The 16,066-nt window shown below is 70.5% G+C and carries 12 protein-coding genes; 5 read left to right on the top strand and 7 right to left on the bottom strand.

The annotated features are described in order from the left end of the window. Positions 1 to 28: 28 nt before the first annotated feature. The 3 genes from AC5I49_RS19540 to purU form a co-directional block, all read right to left on the bottom strand. Positions 29 to 1,540: an FAD-linked oxidase C-terminal domain-containing protein gene (locus AC5I49_RS19540; RefSeq protein ID WP_016446647.1), complete on the bottom strand. Its 1,512-nt coding sequence runs from the start codon at positions 1,538 to 1,540 to the stop codon at positions 29 to 31. A gap of 151 nt (positions 1,541 to 1,691) precedes the next feature. Further along, positions 1,692 to 2,615, bottom strand: a complete 924-nt coding sequence (locus AC5I49_RS19535) for a LysR substrate-binding domain-containing protein (RefSeq protein WP_016451963.1) — start codon at positions 2,613 to 2,615, stop codon at positions 1,692 to 1,694. Positions 2,616 to 2,634: 19 nt separating this feature from the next. Then, a complete protein-coding gene (gene purU / locus AC5I49_RS19530; RefSeq protein ID WP_013804418.1) occupies positions 2,635 to 3,483 on the bottom strand; it encodes a formyltetrahydrofolate deformylase in 849 nt (282 codons plus the stop codon). 73 nt (positions 3,484 to 3,556) lie between these two features. On the opposite strand from purU, the gene AC5I49_RS19525 reads away from it, so the two are divergent. Beyond that, positions 3,557 to 5,512: a putative bifunctional diguanylate cyclase/phosphodiesterase gene (locus AC5I49_RS19525; RefSeq protein ID WP_016451962.1), complete on the top strand. Its 1,956-nt coding sequence runs from the start codon at positions 3,557 to 3,559 to the stop codon at positions 5,510 to 5,512. 3 nt (positions 5,513 to 5,515) lie between these two features. Here the strand turns inward: AC5I49_RS19525 and AC5I49_RS19520 are convergent, their stop codons facing one another. Further along, positions 5,516 to 6,400, bottom strand: coding sequence for a ChaN family lipoprotein (locus AC5I49_RS19520; RefSeq protein ID WP_479930586.1), 885 nt, complete (start codon positions 6,398 to 6,400; stop codon positions 5,516 to 5,518). Between the two features lie 162 nt (positions 6,401 to 6,562). Here AC5I49_RS19520 and AC5I49_RS19515 point away from each other — a divergent pair, with 162 nt between their 5' ends. Together AC5I49_RS19515 and AC5I49_RS19510 are read left to right on the top strand one after the other, a co-directional pair. Next, positions 6,563 to 8,461 carry a type IV pili methyl-accepting chemotaxis transducer N-terminal domain-containing protein gene (locus AC5I49_RS19515; protein WP_495789844.1) on the top strand — a complete coding sequence of 633 codons (1,899 nt, stop codon included), beginning with the start codon at positions 6,563 to 6,565 and terminating at the stop codon, positions 8,459 to 8,461. A gap of 28 nt (positions 8,462 to 8,489) precedes the next feature. Then, positions 8,490 to 9,161 (top strand): response regulator, encoded by a 672-nt coding sequence (locus tag AC5I49_RS19510; protein ID WP_016446642.1) that lies wholly within the window; start codon positions 8,490 to 8,492, stop codon positions 9,159 to 9,161. A gap of 4 nt (positions 9,162 to 9,165) precedes the next feature. Here the strand turns inward: AC5I49_RS19510 and AC5I49_RS19505 are convergent, their stop codons facing one another. Genes AC5I49_RS19505 through AC5I49_RS19495 form a run of 3 tightly spaced genes read right to left on the bottom strand, consistent with a single transcriptional unit; the run spans position 9,166 to position 13,492 of the window. Then, a complete protein-coding gene (locus AC5I49_RS19505) occupies positions 9,166 to 10,407 on the bottom strand; it encodes an MFS transporter (protein ID WP_495789765.1) in 1,242 nt (413 codons plus the stop codon). Continuing rightward, entirely contained in the window at positions 10,404 to 11,471 is a 1,068-nt protein-coding gene (locus AC5I49_RS19500) for a class I SAM-dependent methyltransferase (RefSeq protein ID WP_495789764.1), read from the bottom strand. Before AC5I49_RS19500 ends, AC5I49_RS19505 begins: the two co-directional genes overlap by 4 nt. Before the next feature lie 26 nt (positions 11,472 to 11,497). Next, a complete protein-coding gene (locus AC5I49_RS19495; RefSeq protein WP_495789763.1) occupies positions 11,498 to 13,492 on the bottom strand; it encodes a TonB-dependent receptor in 1,995 nt (664 codons plus the stop codon). A 131-nt stretch (positions 13,493 to 13,623) separates the two neighbouring features. Here AC5I49_RS19495 and AC5I49_RS19490 point away from each other — a divergent pair, with 131 nt between their 5' ends. After that, positions 13,624 to 14,586, top strand: a complete 963-nt coding sequence (locus tag AC5I49_RS19490; protein WP_013804390.1) for a helix-turn-helix transcriptional regulator — start codon at positions 13,624 to 13,626, stop codon at positions 14,584 to 14,586. 156 nt (positions 14,587 to 14,742) lie between these two features. Further along, the gene (locus tag AC5I49_RS19485; protein WP_495789762.1) at positions 14,743 to 16,065 is read left to right on the top strand and encodes an MFS transporter; all 1,323 of its coding nucleotides are present in this window, start codon (positions 14,743 to 14,745) and stop codon (positions 16,063 to 16,065) included. Position 16,066 lies beyond the last annotated feature (1 nt).

Raw genomic sequence — 16,066 nt, 5'->3', positions numbered from 1 at the left:
GGTTGCACCACGCCGGTTGCACCACGCCTCAGAATCTCGGCAGGTCCGGGTGTGAGATCTGGCCGCCGCGCACCAGCATCTTTCCGTACTCGGCGCAGCGGTTGAGCGTGGGAATCACCTTGCCGGGGTTGAGCAGGGCCTGCGGGTCGAAGGCGGCCTTGAGCGCGAACATCTGGTCGTTCTCGGCCGTGGTGAACTGGGTGCACATGGAGTTGAGCTTTTCCACGCCCACGCCATGCTCGCCCGTGACCGTGCCGCCCATGGCCACGCTGGTCTCCAGGATGTCGGCGCCGAACAGCTCGCAGCGGTGCAGCTCGTCGGGGTCGTTGGCATCGAACAGGATCAGCGGGTGCAGGTTGCCGTCGCCCGCGTGGAAGACGTTGGCGCAGCGCAGGCCGTATTTCTTTTCCATCTCCTGGATGGCCAGCAGGATGTCGGCCAGGCGCTTGCGCGGGATGGTGGAGTCCATGCACATGTAGTCGGGGCTGATGCGCCCGCTGGCGGGAAAGGCGTTCTTGCGCCCGCTCCAGAAGCGCAGGCGCTCGGCCTCGCTTTCACTCACCGTGATGGCCGTGGCCCCGGCGCCGCGCAGCACCTCGCTCATGTGGGCGATCTCTTCCTCGACTTCCTCGGGCGTGCCGTCGCTCTCGCACAGCAGGATGGCCTCGGCCGTGAGGTCGTAGCCGGCCTTGACGAAGTCCTCGACGGCGGCCGTCATGGGCTTGTCCATCATCTCCAGCCCGGCCGGGATGATGCCCGCCGCGATCACGGCGGCCACGGCGTCGCCGGCCTTGCGCACGTCGTCGAAGCTGGCCATGATGCAGCGCGCCAGCTGGGGCTTGGGGATCAGGCGCACGGTGACTTCGGTGGTCACGGCCAGCATGCCTTCGCTGCCGACCAGGATGGCCAGCAGGTCGAAGCCCGGCGTGTCCAGCGCCGTGGAGCCGAACTCCACCGGCTCGCCCTCCACCGTGAAGCCGCGCACCTTCAGCACGTTGTGTACGGTCAGCCCGTACTTGAGGCAGTGCACGCCGCCCGAGTTCTCGGCCACGTTGCCGCCGATGGTGCAGGCGATCTGGCTGCTGGGATCGGGCGCGTAGTACAGGCCCAGGGGCGCGGCAGCCTCGCTGATGGCCAGGTTGCGCACGCCGCACTGCACCACGGCCGTGCGGCTGGCGGCATCGACCTGGAGGATCTTGTTGAACTTGGCCAGCGACAGCGTCACGCCCATGGGATGGGGCAGGGCGCCGCCTGACAGCCCGGTGCCCGCGCCGCGTGCGATCACGGGCACCTGGATGGCGTGGCAGGCGCGCAGCACGGCCTGGACCTGGGCCTCGGTCTCGGGCAGGCAGACCACCAGGGGGCGCTGGCGGTAGGCCGTGAGTCCGTCGCATTCATAGGGGGTGGTGTCCTCGGCGTTCCACAGCAGGGCATGCGCGGGCACATGGCGGGCCAGCGCGGCCACGACCTCGGCCTGGCGCCGTGCGCGTTCGGAGGCCGTGGGCTGCTGGTGGGCGGCATCGGCGGCGGCCGACGCCATGGCGCCGGGGGCAGGGCTGGCTGGGGAGCTGGCGGAAGTCATGGGGCCTGACTTTAGGCGATGCCGCCGTCTTTGTGCAGCGGGACTGCGCTGATGTTTATTGCAACGGCGCGTGAAATCCGCGAAATCCGTGAATTCCGTTGTGGGCGCCTCAGCAGGCCATCGCCCTCTTCAACCATTCAGCAAAGGCCGCGCATTCCCAGCGGTCCATGGTGCCGGTGCGCCAGCACAGGTAGTGGGCATGGGGGCTGGCCGTGTCCAGGTCGAACAGGCGCACCAGGGTGCCGTTGTCCATCCAGGGTGCGCCCAGCTTGTGGCGCACCAGGGCAATGCCCATGCCGGCCGAGGCCGCATCGCACATCAGGCCGATGTCGTTGAACTGCGAGCCCTCGTGCGGCTCGGGCCAGTCCAGGCCGGTGGCGCCGAACCAGGTGCGCCAGGGCTCCAGCGGGCTGCGCAGCAGGGGCATGCCTTCCAGGTCCTGGGGCTGCTCGAAGGGGCCATGCTCGCGGATGAAGGCCGGCGAGGCCAGCGGCGTGACCACGTCGCGCGCCAGTTCGATGTGCTCCACGTCGGCGTAGTGGCCGGGGCCGAAGCGCACCATCAGGTCGGCATCCTCGGCCACCACGTCCAGCAGCGGGATGGAGACCTGCAGGGCGATGTCGATCTCGGGATAGGTTTCCGTGAACTGGCGCAGGCGCGGGATCAGGATCACGCGCGCAAAGGTGGGCGTGACCGCCAGCTTGAGCCTGCGGCGGCCCGGTGCCGTGACCTCGCCCGGAAAGCGCTGCAGCGCGCCCAGGCCCTCGCGCACGTGGGACAGGTAGGCGCTGCCTTCGGTGGTGAGCGAAAAGTCCGAGCGGCCGAACAGCCGCGTGCCCAGGATCTGCTCGAGCTGGCGCACGCGGTGGCTGACGGCGCTGGGCGTGACGCACAGCTCCTCGGCCGTCTGCGTCACGCTGCGCAGCCGCGCCAGCGCCTCGAAAGTGAGCAGGCACTGTATGGGCGGGATGCGGCGGGCGCCGCTGCCGGGCGGGGCAAAGCCGCTGCCGGCGGCAAGGGTCACGTTCGCCATGGGCGGCCGGGAGCCGGCTTCAGCGGAAGACCACGGTCTTGTGGCCGTTGAGGATGACGCGGTGCTCGCTGTGCCACTTGACGGCGCGGGCCAGCACCTGGCTCTCGGTGTCGCGGCCGCGGGCCGTGAGGTCTTCCACGGTGTCGGTGTGGTCGGCGCGGGCCACGTCCTGCTCGATGATCGGGCCTTCGTCCAGGTCGGCCGTCACATAGTGGGCCGTGGCGCCGATCAGCTTCACGCCGCGGTCATGGGCCTGGTAGTAGGGCTTGGCGCCCTTGAAGCTGGGCAGGAAGCTGTGGTGGATGTTGATCGCGCGGCCGGCCAGCTTGGTGCACAGGTCGTTGGACAGCACCTGCATGTAGCGCGCCAGCACCACGAGTTCGGCGCCTTCGGCCTCGATGATCTCGAACTGCTTTGCCTCGGCCTGGGCCTTGGTGGCAGCCGTGACGGGGATGTGGTGGAAGGGGATGTTGTAGCTGGCCGCCAGCTGGTAGAACTCGCGGTGGTTGCTGATGATGGCGCGGATGTCCACCGGCAGCAGGCCGCTCTTCCAGCGAAACAGCAGGTCGTTGAGGCAGTGGCCTTCCTTGCTGACCATGAGCACGGTCTTCATGGCTTCGGCCTTGGTGTGCAGGCGCCACTTCATCTGGTACTGGCCGCCCAGGTCGGCCAGGGCCGCCCTCAGAGCCGCGGGATCGCAGCCGTTGCAGGCAAATTGCACGCGCATGAAGAACAGTCCGGTGGCCGGGTCGTTATACTGCGCGGCCTCTTCGATGTTGCCGCCTTGCTCGAGCAGGAAGCCCGAGACGGCATGTACCAGACCGAGCCGGTCGGGGCACGAAAGGGTAAGAATATAGGCTTGGGTCATAGCGGCGCAATTGTCGCAGCATGCACACGACCCTGCGCAAGTCACACGTTCTGGGAACGTTCTGAGGAACCACATGCAAGATCAGGGAGAGCAGCCCCGAATACCGCTCTGGGGCGCATTGACCCTGTATGTGTGCGCAGGTCTGCTGTGGCTCTGGGGCGTGGAATGGCTGCTGGCGCACCTGCAGATACCGCCCGGGCCGGCAGCGCAGCGGCGCATGCTGTCCTCGGTGGCCCTGGTGCTGGTCACGGCCGTGGGCGGCGGCTGGCTGCTGTGGCGCATGCGCCGTGGAGAGCGCACTGCCCATGCCGCGATGGCCGCCGGGCGGGAGGCCGACGAACGCCAGCGCCTGGCCGCCGCCGTGGTGGACAACACCATGGAGGGCGTGGTCGTCACCGATGCGCGCAGCCGCATCCTCTCGGTCAACAGCGCCTTCACGCGGCTGCTGGGCTATACCGAGCAGGAGATGCTGGGCAAGACCCCGCGCATGTTCAAGTCCGGCCGCCACGACAAGGCCTTCTACGAGGCCATGTGGGACAGCATGCAGGCCACGGGCCACTGGCAGGGCGAAATCTGGAACCGCCGCAAGAACGGCGAGGTCTTTCCCGAGCGCATGTCGCTCAGCGCCGTCAAGGACGCACAGGGCAAGGTCACGCACTACGTGTGCATGTTCACCGACATCTCGGCCGAGAAGGCGCGCGAGGCCCAGCTCGAATTCCTGGCCCACCGCGACATGCTCACCGGCCTGCCCAACAGCGTGCGCTTCACAGCGCTGCTGGAAGACGCCGTGGCCGAGGCGGCCGCCGAGCAGGGCACGCTGGCCGTGATGCTGCTGAACATCGATCGCTTCAAGGACGTCAATGACAGCTATGGCCACGCCATCGGCGACCAGGTGCTGCGCCACATCGCCGCCCGTGTGCACGACTCCCTGGGTCCCCAGGACCTCATAGGTCGCATGGCCGGTGACGAACTGGCCGTGCTGTGCAAGGGCATGAGCGAGCGCGGCGACGCCATCGCCCGCGCGCGGCAACTGATCGCGGCGGCCGGCCAGCCCTGGAGCTCGCCGGACGGTCTGTCCGTCATGGCCGGCGTCAGCGTGGGCATCTGCATGTACCCCTCCCATGCCGGCAATGCCCAGGACCTGCTGCAGGGCGCGCATGCGGCCGTCTACGGCGCCAAGTCGCGCAGCGGCCGTGCCTGGTGCTTCTTCGAGGAAGACATGACCTCGGCCGCGCGCGAGCGCCTGGCCATGGAGGCACGGCTGCGGCAGGCCATAGACCTGGGCCACCTGCGCCTTTACTTCCAGCCTCAGATCGACCTGGCCACGGGCCGCCTGGTGGGCGCCGAGGCCCTGGTGCGCTGGCTGGACCCGGACGAGGGCCTCATCTCCCCGGCCCGCTTCATCCCCGTGGCCGAAAGCTCGGGCGTCATCGGCGCGCTGGGCCTGTGGGTGCTGCGCGAGGCCTGCGCCCAGGGCCAGCGCTGGCGCGATCAGGGCCTGCCCGAGATGACCATCGCGGTCAATGTCTCGCTGCACCAGTTCCTGCTGACCGACATCGCCGGTGCCACCGCCGACGCGCTGGCCGCCACGGGCTTCGCCCCGCACTGCCTGGAGCTGGAGATCACCGAAAGCGCCCTGGCCGAGCGCCCCGAGGAGGCCCTGGCCGTCATGCGCCGTCTGCGCGCCCAGGGCCTGCGGCTGGCCATCGACGACTTCGGCACCGGTTATTCCTCGCTGGCCCACCTCAAGCGCTTCCCGCTGGACCTGCTCAAGATCGACCAGGGCTTCATCCGCGACATCCCGCACAGCGCCGACGACATGGCCATCAGCGGGTCGGTGATCGCGCTGGGGCATGCCATGGGGCTGAAGGTGCTGGCCGAGGGCGTGGAGACGGCCGAGCAGCTGGCATTCCTGCGCGGCAAGGGGTGCGACTTCTTCCAGGGCTATCTGTGCAGCAAGCCCATGCCTGCGCAGGCGTTCGGCGAGTGGGTCTCGGGCAACGAGGGAATGTGGGCCGTGCAGGGGTGAAGCTCAGTCCACCCGACCCGCATCCGCCCGCGGTGCCGGCGGGTTCCTGAACTTCTCGCGCAGCTCTGCGCAGTGATCCTTGGCCGGCAAGGCGTCCGTCTTCTGCAGCCAGTCCACATCGGATTCGTGCGCCACCGATGTCTCGCCTGCCTGCGCCACGGCCACTTTGGCTGCTGCGGACTCCGGCAACCAGGTCGGGATGCCCACCCCGCGCAGGACATGGCCCCGCCCGGCCACCAGCACCACGGTCTTGCCAGGCCTGATCGCCGCCTTGGCCACCTCGGCCATGCTGGCATCGCGGGCCAGCTGGATGCGGGCCATGGGCGGCAGCTGTGTGTCGGGCAGCAGGCCGCAGTGGCCTTCGCGGATGGCGTCGAGCTGGCGCTGCCAGGCTTCGGGCGGCAGGTGGGTGTCCAGGTTCTGGTTGCGCATGGCCTGCTTCATGTCGGCGCGGGGCAGGTTGCCGCCCAGCACGGGCACGCCTGCGCGCACGGCGGCCATGACCACGCCGCGATAGCGCGGCCAGGGCCAGGCGGCGTCCTGCCATTGCAGGGCCTGCTGCACAGCGTCCTCGGAGGCATCGCGCGCCAGGCTGGCCGTGGAGCCCGTGCGCGGCGCCATCTCGATCACCAGCGCGGCCAGGCGCTCCTGCGTGGCCAGCTGCTGCACCGTGGCCTGTTGCCAGGCCTGGTGGGCCGCCGCATCGTGCTGCTCGCCCAGCAGCACCAGGGGTGCGTCGGACCAGCGCTGCAGCTGCTGCGTCCAGTCCCGCGCCGGTGTGGAGGAGCTGGCGCAGCCGGCAAGGGCTGCCGCCAGCCATGCGGCCGCAGCCAGGCCGGCAAGGCGCGGGGTGCGGATGAAGGGGCGGAGGGGGGAGCGGACTTGCATGGCCCCATGCTAATCACTGGCCTTGCCCGGGGTCCCCATAGGCCCTGTGGGCATTGGGGGCAGTTGGAAAGGATCCTAGGAATCGGGGCGGGGGCACGGCGCAAACGGGTGGCGCTTGATTCAGGTCAAGACGCGCAAATGCGCCGTGGCTACAGTGCGACCATGCATGGCAAGCCCTCGCTTTCGACCAAGCTGCTGCTCATGGGCGCGGCCTGCCTGCTGGCGGCCGTGGCATCGATCGGCTTCACGCTGTGGGTGGCCTGGCAGCTGGAGGGCGGCGCGGCCGCCGTGAACGAGGCCGGGCGGCTGCGCATGAGCATGGTGCGCATGGCCATGGCGCGCCAGAACGAGGCGCCTGCGCAGTGGCAGGCGCGCGCGCAGCAGTTCGACGCCAGCCTGGACCTGCTGCGCAGCGGCGACATGTCGCGCCCGCTGTTCGTGCCCTGGAGCGACGAGGTCAGGGCGCGCTACGAGCGCATACGCCGCGACTGGAGCGCGCTGCGCACGCAGTGGCAGGCCGAGGACCATGTCGACGCGCAGGTCATCATGGGCAGCGCCGATGCCTTCGTGCGCGAGGTGGACGCCTTTGTCGAAGCCATCGAGGACCGGCTCTCGCGCTGGACGGCCATCCTGCACCTGTTTCAGATGTGTCTGATGGCGCTGGCCATCATCGCGGCCGTGAGCTTCATGGCCACCAGCTACTGGCTGGTGCTGCATCCCGTGGGCCAGCTGCGCTCGGCGCTGGAGCGCATGCGGCGCGGACACCTGGACACGCGCATGAGCGTGGAGGTGGACGACGAGTTCGGCCAGCTGGCCGCAGGCTTCAACCTGATGGCCCAGTCGCTGCAAAGCTCGCACGCCGAACTGGAGGACAAGGTGCGCGAGAAGACCGCCAGCCTCAACGTGCAGCACCAGCAGCTGCAGGCGCTGTACGCGGTCAGCGTGCAGGCGTCGGAGGCCGCCAGCCTGCAGTCCCTGGCCGAAGGCTTTGTGCGCCAGGTCCGCCTGGCGGCCCAGGCCGATGCGGCCACGGTGCGCTGGTCCGACGAGGCCAACGAGCGCTACGTGCTGCTGGCCGGCGACGGCCTGCCCCAGTCCATGTCGGTGCAGGAGCACTGCCTGCACACGGGCGCCTGCCTGTGCGGCCAGCCGCGCGAGCAGGCGCGGCTGCGCGTGATCCCCATCACGCCGGCCAGCGACCTGCAGCTGCCGCACTGCCGCGAGGCCGGCTTCGAGACCGTGGTCAGCATCCCCGTGCAACTGCAGCAGCGCCTGCTGGGCGAGGTCAACCTGTTCTTTCGCTCCAGCGTGGTGCTCACGGACGACATGCGCGACCTGCTGTCCGCCATGGCGCGCCACCTGGCCAGCGCCATGGAAAGCCTGCGCGCCACGGCGCTGGAGCGCGAAGCCGCCGTGGCCGAGGAGCGCGGCCTGATCGCGCGCGAGCTGCATGACTCCATTGCCCAGTCGCTGGCCTTTCTCAAGATACAGACCCAGCTGCTGCGCGACGCCGTGGCCAAGGGCCGCGACGAGGCGCGCGACCGCAGCCTGGGCGAGCTGGAAGTGGGCGTGCGCGAATGCTATGCCGACGTGCGCGAGCTGCTGGTGCATTTCCGCACGCGCACCAGCGCCGAGGACATCGAGGCCGCGCTGCGCGCCACGCTGTCCAAGTTCGAGCACCAGACGGGCATTGCCACCTCGCTGAGCATGACGGGCCAGGGCCTGCCGCTGGCGCCCGATGTGCAGATCCAGGTGCTGCACATGGTGCAGGAGGCGCTGTCCAACGTGCGCAAGCACGCGGGGGCCAGGCATGTGCAGCTGCGCGTGGGGCGCCACCCCTGGCGCTTCGAAGTCTGCGACGACGGCTGCGGCTTCGTCCCCGCCGACGTGGCGCCGGACTCGCTGCATGTGGGCCTGGGCATCATGCGCGAGCGCGCCCTGCTGGCGCAGGCGCTGGTCCATGTCCACTCCCGTCCCGGCGAGGGCACGCGCGTGCTGATCGAGCTGCCGCCGTCGGCCTCGGCCGGGGCGCCGGCGCAGGCTCTCCCCTCGAACGCGTGACACGCTCCCGGAAGAAAAAAGCCGCCCCATGTCCTTCTCCAGCCCCATCTCCGTCTTCGTCATCGACGACCACACGCTGTTCCGCCGCGGCCTGATCGCCCTCATCGCCCAGGACGCGGGCCTGCGCGTGGTCGGCGAGGCCGGCGACGCGGGCGAGGCCCTGCGCCTGGTGCCCGCGCTGGCGCCCCAGGTCATCCTGCTGGACAACCACCTGCCCGGCGTGCCGGGCGTCGATGCCATCGCGGGCCTGCGGGCCGCATCGCCCGGCAGCCGCGTCGTCATGCTCACCGTGAGCGAGGACGGCCAGGACCTGGCGGCCGCGCTGCGCAACGGCGCCCAGGGCTATCTGCTCAAGACCATCGACGGCGACCTGCTGTCCGAGGCCCTGCGCCGCGCCGCGCGCGGCGAGCCTGTGGTCAGCCCCGAGATGATGGGCAAGCTGGTGGCCGCCTTCCAGTCCCAGGGCGCGCCCGAGCCCCAGGCGCCCGAGCCGGACGAGGCCCCGGCCTCGCCGCTGTCCCCGCGCGAGGAAGAGGTGCTGGTCCAGATCGCCCGAGGCGCCAGCAACAAGGAAATCGCCCGCACGCTGGACATTGCCGAGACCACGGTCAAGATCCACGTCCAGCACATCCTGCGCAAGCTGGGCCTGAGCTCGCGCGTGCAGGCGGCGGTGTATGCGTCGGAGCGGCAGCGGGATTAGCGGCCTACGCTGTGGCTGAAGCCCAACCATCCCCCGCACACCGCATCGCCCACACCCAGGCCAGCGCGGCTGCCACGGTCAGCCTGGTGAGCATGGCCGCTGCGCCCATGGCGTCCAGCGCCACGCCGGCCGCCAGCGGCACCAGCATGCGGCTGGCGGCGAACAGGCTGGCCTGCAGGCCGTAGTCGAAGGCCTGCCAGCGCGGGCGGGCGAATTGCATCATCAGTCCGAAGACGCAGGCCGAGGAGGCGCCCATGGCTGCTGCCACGCAGGCCACGGCCGCGACCAGGCCCGGGGCCGGGGCGCCGGCTGCGATGACGGCGGCCAGCAGGGCCAGTGCCGCCACATTGCAGCCCGCATACAGGGGCAGGGCGCGCCGGGTGCCCAGGCGGCGCGTGAGCAGGGGCGAGGCCGCGCCCGCCAGCGCGGCCACCACGCCGCCGCCCATGCCGGCCAGCAGGGCGGCCTGGGCGGGCGCGAAGCCGTGGTCCAGCATCAGCGGCTTCAGGTAGAACCAGGCCGCGCCGATGAAGGGGAAGCAACTGACCAGCGCCAGGGTCCAGCGCCAGGCGCCGGGCTGGGCGCCATAGCCGCGGACCATGGCGGCCAGTCCAGCTTTGGGCGCAGGCAGCAGCACAGGCGAGGGCGCATCCCCGGGCTCATGGCGCACCATCCAGGCCAGCAGCAGGGCGCCCAGGGCCAGCGCGCCGGCCAGGCAGAGGAAGGGCGCGCGCCAGCCCCATTTCGCCTGCATGAGCAGCATCATCCCGCCGCCCACGATGGCGCCCAGCGACAGCGCCGCTGCGCGCACGCCCCCGGCGCGCATGCGCTCGGACGCGGGCAGCAGGCGGATGGCCAGGGCGCTGACGGGAATGTCGGCCCAGGTGGCGGCCAGCGCGGCCGCGAAGGCCAGGCCGAACAGCCACAGGCGCTCGGCCAGCAACTGCTGCCAGCCCAGGGCCAGCAGCACGGCCGCATAGGCCAGGCACAGGGCCAGCGCCCAGGCGCGGTAGCGCGGCCGGCCGTTCGCGCTGCGCGCTTCCACGGGCGCGGCCAGCGCGAACTTGATGAGCGCGGGCAGCCCCGCCAGCTGGAACAGGCCGATGGCCGTGCCCGACCAGCCATGCTGGCGCATGACCAGGGGCAGGCCCAGCCAGAGGTAGACGCTGGGCGCGGTGAGCGCCAGGTGCAGCCAGCCGAAAAGTGCCTGGAGCAGCCAGACAGGGCGGGGAGCTGCGGCCTTCATGGCGCGGCCTTGCGCGCCACGAGCACGGCCAGTGGCGCCATCGGAAACTCGCGCGACTCGATGCGTTCTATGCGCTCGAAACCCGCCTGCGCCAGCAGCGCCTGCAGCTCGCCGCGCCGCGTCACGCTGCGGCCCAGCAGGCGCATGGGCAGGTAGTAGGGCAGGGTGCGCAGGGCCGATTCGGGCGCGTCGTCCACCTCCGCATGGGCGCAGACGAAGACGCCGCCGGGCGCCAGCGCGTCGAACACCTTGGCGACCACGGCTGCCGCATCGGGCACGAAGTGCAGCACGGACGAGCACCAGACCAGGTCGTAGCCGCTGCCTATGCCGTCCGTGACCAGATTGCCGCCCAGGGCGGTGAAGCGGTCGGACAGGCGGGACTGGCGGGCGTTGTCCGCCGCCACGGCCACGGCCTCGGGCCAGTCGAAGACGCTGGCCTGCAGCGCGGGCTGCCGGCGCAGCAGGGCCAGCGCGATCCAGCCGGGGCCGCCGCCCAGGTCCAGCATGCGGCGCGCGGCGCCGGCCTCGGGAACCTGCTGCAGCAGGTTCAGCGCGGCAGGCACGCTGACGGCACGCTGCTCCTGGCCGATCTGGGCGCGTGCGGCGGCGGCCCAGCCTTCGGCATTGCCCGTGGCCATGGGGGCGCTGCAAGCCATGCCGTCCCCGGCAGGGCCGTGCTCGACCAGGCCGCGCAGCAGCGTGGCGGAGTGGCGCAGAGAGCGCAGGCGGAACAGCCAGGCCGCGCCGCAGGACTCGGGCGATGCGCTGTGCAGGTAGCGCAGCGCGTCGGTGGCCAACAGGTAGCTCACGGGCTCGTGCTGGCCGCGCCGCAGCAGGCCCATGCTCCACAGCAATTCCAGCCAGTGGGAGGTATTGGCCTCGTTCCAGCCCTGGGCCAGGGCCAGCTCGGCCGGCGTCTGGGGCGTGGCCAGCCGGTCCAGAGCGCCCGATTCGAGTGCCAGCACCAGGGCCTCGGCCTGGACCTGGGCGGCGGCCAGGTCCCACAGCGGCTGCAGGGCGTGGGAGGGGGTGTGGGTAGGGGATTCACAGCGGGGTGTTTTCATCGGAATGTCCTTTTCACGAAAGGGAGTCACATGCGCCAGGTCAGCCGCACGCCGAACTCGCGCGGCGGGCTGTAGACCACGACCTGGCCGTTGAGGTAGCCCACGGCGTCGTAGCGGCGGTTGGCGGCATTGCGCAGGTAGGCGGCGATTTCCCAGGACCCCTGGGCATAGCCGGCCGACAGGTTGAGCAGCCCGTAGCCGGGGCGGCGGTAGGCGTTGGCGGCGTCCAGGTAGACCTTGCCCGCGCCCTGCACGGCGGCCTGCGCCCACCAGCGGCCGGGCGCGTCGTAGCGCAGCGCCACATGGGCCGTCATGTCGGGCGCAAACGGGTTGCGGTGGCCGTCGTAGACGGCGCCGCCGTCGCGGAAGCTGCCGAAGCGCGTGCGGTTCAGGCCCAGGGCGGTCTGCAGCTGCCAGCCGCCGCCGAACACATAGTCGAGCTCGAAGTCCGCACCCGTGGAGCGTGCCCGCGCCGCATTGGTGATGTAGACCACGCCCGGCAGGCCCATCTGCTGCACCTGCATGTCGCGCACCTGCTGGGTGTAGACCGAGGCCGCATAGCGCAGGCGCTGCCCCAGCAGCCGGCCCTTGGTGCCGATCTCCCAGGCGCGCACGGTCTCTGGCTCGTAGGCCGCATAGCCCATGGCCGGAGAGAACACGTTGAAGCCGCCCGCGCGGTAGCCCTCGCTGAGGCTGGTGTAGACCTGGCCCTGGGGCGACCACTGGTATTGCAGCGAGAGCTTGGGGCTCAAGCGCGACCAGTCGTCGCTGCGCGCCGCCGCGCCCACGGGGGCCAGTTCCACGCGGTTGCGCTCCGCGCGCGCGCCGGCCGCCAGCGTCCAGCGCTCGGACAGCGGGACGGTCCAGTGCGTGAACAGCGCCGCCGTGCTGCCCTTGAGTCCGGCCGTGGGCCGCATCAGCGCGGCGGGCAGCTTTTGCTCGTAGCGCAGGTCATGGTCGTCGCGGTCCAGGTACAGGCCGGCCAGCCAGCGCACGTTCCACAGGCCTGCGGCCTCGCCCTCCAGGCGCAGTTCCTGCGAGGTCGTGGCCAGGCGGTAGTCGCGCCGTACATGGAGCAGGTCGGCGCTCTGGAAGTCCGTGTCCTGCAGCACGCGGTCGTCGAAGACATTGCGTGCGGTGATGGAGCGCAGACGCAGGCCCGAGGCAAAGCGGTGCGAGACATCGAGCGACAGCGTCTGCCCGCGCGAGCGGTTCCAGCTGTCCGTGCCCGAGTTCACCGTGGCGCGCGGCGCGGCAATGCTGCCCCATTGCGCGGCCCCGTCGTCCCAGCGCTGCCGGGCGTAGCGCAGCGTGGCCTCGGTCTCGGCCGTGGGCGTCCAGCGCAGGGCCAGGCGGCCGCTGGCGCGCTCGCGGTCGTCCACGCGCGCTCCCGTCGCCTGCTGGCGTATGAAACCGTCCTGCGCGCGCCACTCGCCCGACAGGCCGATGTAGAGCTGGCCCGGCACCAGGGCGCGGCCCAGCTCGAAGCTGCCCGCGCGCTGGCCGTGGTTGCCGGCCTCGGCGCTGATCGATGCATAGGGCGTGTCGCCGGGCTGGCGCGTGACGATGCTGACCACGCCCGCTTCGGCATTGCGGCCGTACAAGGTCGATTGCGGGCCGCGCAGCACCTCCACGCGGTCCACGCCCTGCAGGTTGTGCTCGAAGCCCTGGGCCATCAGCGTGGGCACGCCATCGACCAGCAGCAGTGTGGACGAGGAGAACGACACGAAGTTGGCCGTCAGTCCGCGCATCACGGGCGGCTGCACGCCCGACTGGCCGAAGGCCTGGAACACCAAGCCCGGCACCTGGGCGGACAGCGCGTCCAGCCCGCGCACGCTGGCCGCCTCCAGCGCCGCGCCGTCGAAGACGGAGACGCTGGCGGGTACGGCGTCCAGGCTCTCGGCCTGCTTGTTCACCGTGACCGTGATCTCGGGCAGGGCGGCTTCGGGCGCCTGGCCCTGGGCCGCCACCGTGAAGGGGGCCAGGGCCAGCGCGGCCGGCCAGCGAAGGGGGAATGCCATGGTTTTCTCGTCCTCTCCAAAAAGGGAATCTCGTTGGAGACCGATGCTAGGGAAGATGAGAATCGCTATCATTTGAAAACGTATGCGCGCCGGAGCATTTCCTATGCGAAGCGCGCATCCATTCCTCTCCCATGACCTCCCGCATCCCTTCCTCGCTTGCCTTGCCCCAGCCCTGTGCGCCGGGCTGGACGCGGCATGCCCTGCCCGCCGAGCTGGGCGACTGCCATGCGGAGCGCTTCACGCTGGGCGACGGCATCGTGCTGGCGCGCTCGCACTACTGCCCGCTGCGCGACCTGGTGGAGGACAGCGTGCAGGCCGATGCCTCGGACCAGGGCCGCACCCTGGTCATCACGCTGGGGCTGGCCGGGGAATCGGGCTTTGTGGCGCGCACGGGTGCGGCACTGCGCTTCGGCGCGGGGCAGACCACGCTGGCAGCCTTTCGCGGCAGCCAGGGCGAGCGCCGCTATGCGGCCGGGCAGACCGTGCGCCAGTTGCGCCTGCTGCTGTCGGGCGCAGCGCTCGACCGCTATCTGGGGCCTGAACTCTCGCAGCGCCTGACGCAGGTGGACGGCGCGGCCGGTGTGCGGCCCTTGGACCACCGCGCCAGCCTGCCGGCCAGCCTGGCACTGGCGCGGCGCCTGGCCCAGCCGCCCGGGCACCAGCCCACCGATGCGCTGGACCGCCACATCGCCATGCTGAGCCTGGCCGCGCTGGAGCTGCGGCATCTCGCGCCTGCGCCGCAGCCGGCCAAGGCGGCACCGCGCTGGTCGGCCGACGAACTGGCCCGGCTGGAGCAGGCGCGCGAACTGCTGTCCACCCAGATGGACCGCGCGCTGACCCTGGCCTACCTGAGCGCCGCCGTGGGCCTGGGCGAGCACCGGCTCAAGCAGGGCTTTCGCGCCGTCTTCGGCACCACGCCCCAGGCCCTGCTGCTGGAGCTGCGCATGCGCCGCGCCTGGGCGCTGCTGGAGACCGGCTGCCAGGTCGCCCAAGCCGGCTGGCAGGTGGGCTATGCCCATCCGTCGAACTTCAGTGCCGCGTTCACGCGGTTCTACGGGCGCAGCCCGAAATCGGTCTTCGGCCGCCGCTCCTGATCTGCGTCAAGCCTTTTTGTCCTCGATAGTTCTTTGGAACTAGGCCCGCCTGCGCGCTCCTAGTTCTTCCGCCTTGTCCGAGCGTACGGCTGGCGGATGTGCGGCGCGGCCCTCGCGCGGGACCATGGATGCCATAGCCCCCACGAGGAAAACAAAATGGCAAACACAGCGCCCACCGCACAGGGCGACCCCCGCAAGAGCACCAGCACAGGCACACGCCACGACCGCCAGGCCTGGTCGGTCCTGGCCGTCAGCACCCTGGCCTTCACGGTCTGCTTCATGGTCTGGATGATGTTCGGCATCATCGGCATCCCCATCAAGAAGATGCTGGGTCTGAACGCCACGCAGTTCGGCCTGCTCACGGCCATGCCCGTGCTCACGGGCTCGCTGGTGCGCGTGCCGCTGGGCATCTGGACCGACCGCTTCGGCGGGCGCATCGTGATGGCGGTGCTGATGGCCGTCACCGTGCCCGCGATCTGGGTGATGGGCTATGCCACCGAGTACTGGCACTTCCTGACCATCGGCCTGTTCGTGGGCCTGGCGGGCGGCTCGTTCTCGGTGGGCACGCCCTATGTGGCGCGCTGGTTTCCCAAGGAGCGCCAGGGCATGGCCATGGGCATCTACGGCGCGGGCAACTCGGGCGCGGCGGTCAACAAGTTCGTGGCGCCGGTGATCCTGGTGGCCTTCGGCTGGGCCGCCGTGCCGCATGCCTATGCGGCCATCATGCTGGGCGCGCTGGTGCTGTTCTGGCTGTTCAGCCACAGCGACCCGGCCCACCTGGTGCCCAGCAACGTGCGCTTCAGCGACCAGTTGAAGGCGCTCAAGGACCCGCGCGTGCTCAAGTACTGCCAGTACTACAGCATCGTCTTCGGCGGCTATGTGGCGCTGAGCCTGTGGATGGTGCAGTACTACGTGGGCGAGTACGGCCTGGACATCCGCGTGGCGGCCCTGCTGGCGGCCTGCTTTTCGCTGCCGGGCGGCGTGCTGCGCGCCATCGGCGGCTGGCTGTCGGACAAGTACGGCGCACACAGCGTGACCTGGTGGGTGCTGTGGGTGTGCTGGATCTGCCTGTTCCTGCTGTCCTATCCGCAGACGGATTTCACGGTACTCACCACCGAGGGCAGCACCCGCTTTCACCTGGGCCTGAACGTCTATGCCTTCACCGCGCTGATGTTCGTGCTGGGCATTGCCATGGCCTTCGGCAAGGCCAGCGTCTTCAAGTACATCAGCGACGACTACCCCGGAAACATCGGCGCCATCAGCGGCATTGTGGGCCTGGCCGGCGGCATGGGCGGCTTCATCCTGCCCATCCTGTTCGGCGTGCTGCTGGACTGGACGGGCATCCGCTCCAGCGCCTTCATGCTGCTGTACGGCGTGGTCTGGGTGTCGCTGATCTGGATGTATTTCACCGAGGTGCGCCGCACCGACGTGCTCAACAGCCACGGCGGCCACAGCGATGTGCAGCCGGCCGCTCGCTGAA

It is taken from the genome of Delftia sp., assembly GCF_059499305.1.
Note: the sequence above shows the minus strand (reverse complement) of the source record. Positions and strands in the feature narration are given on the sequence as shown.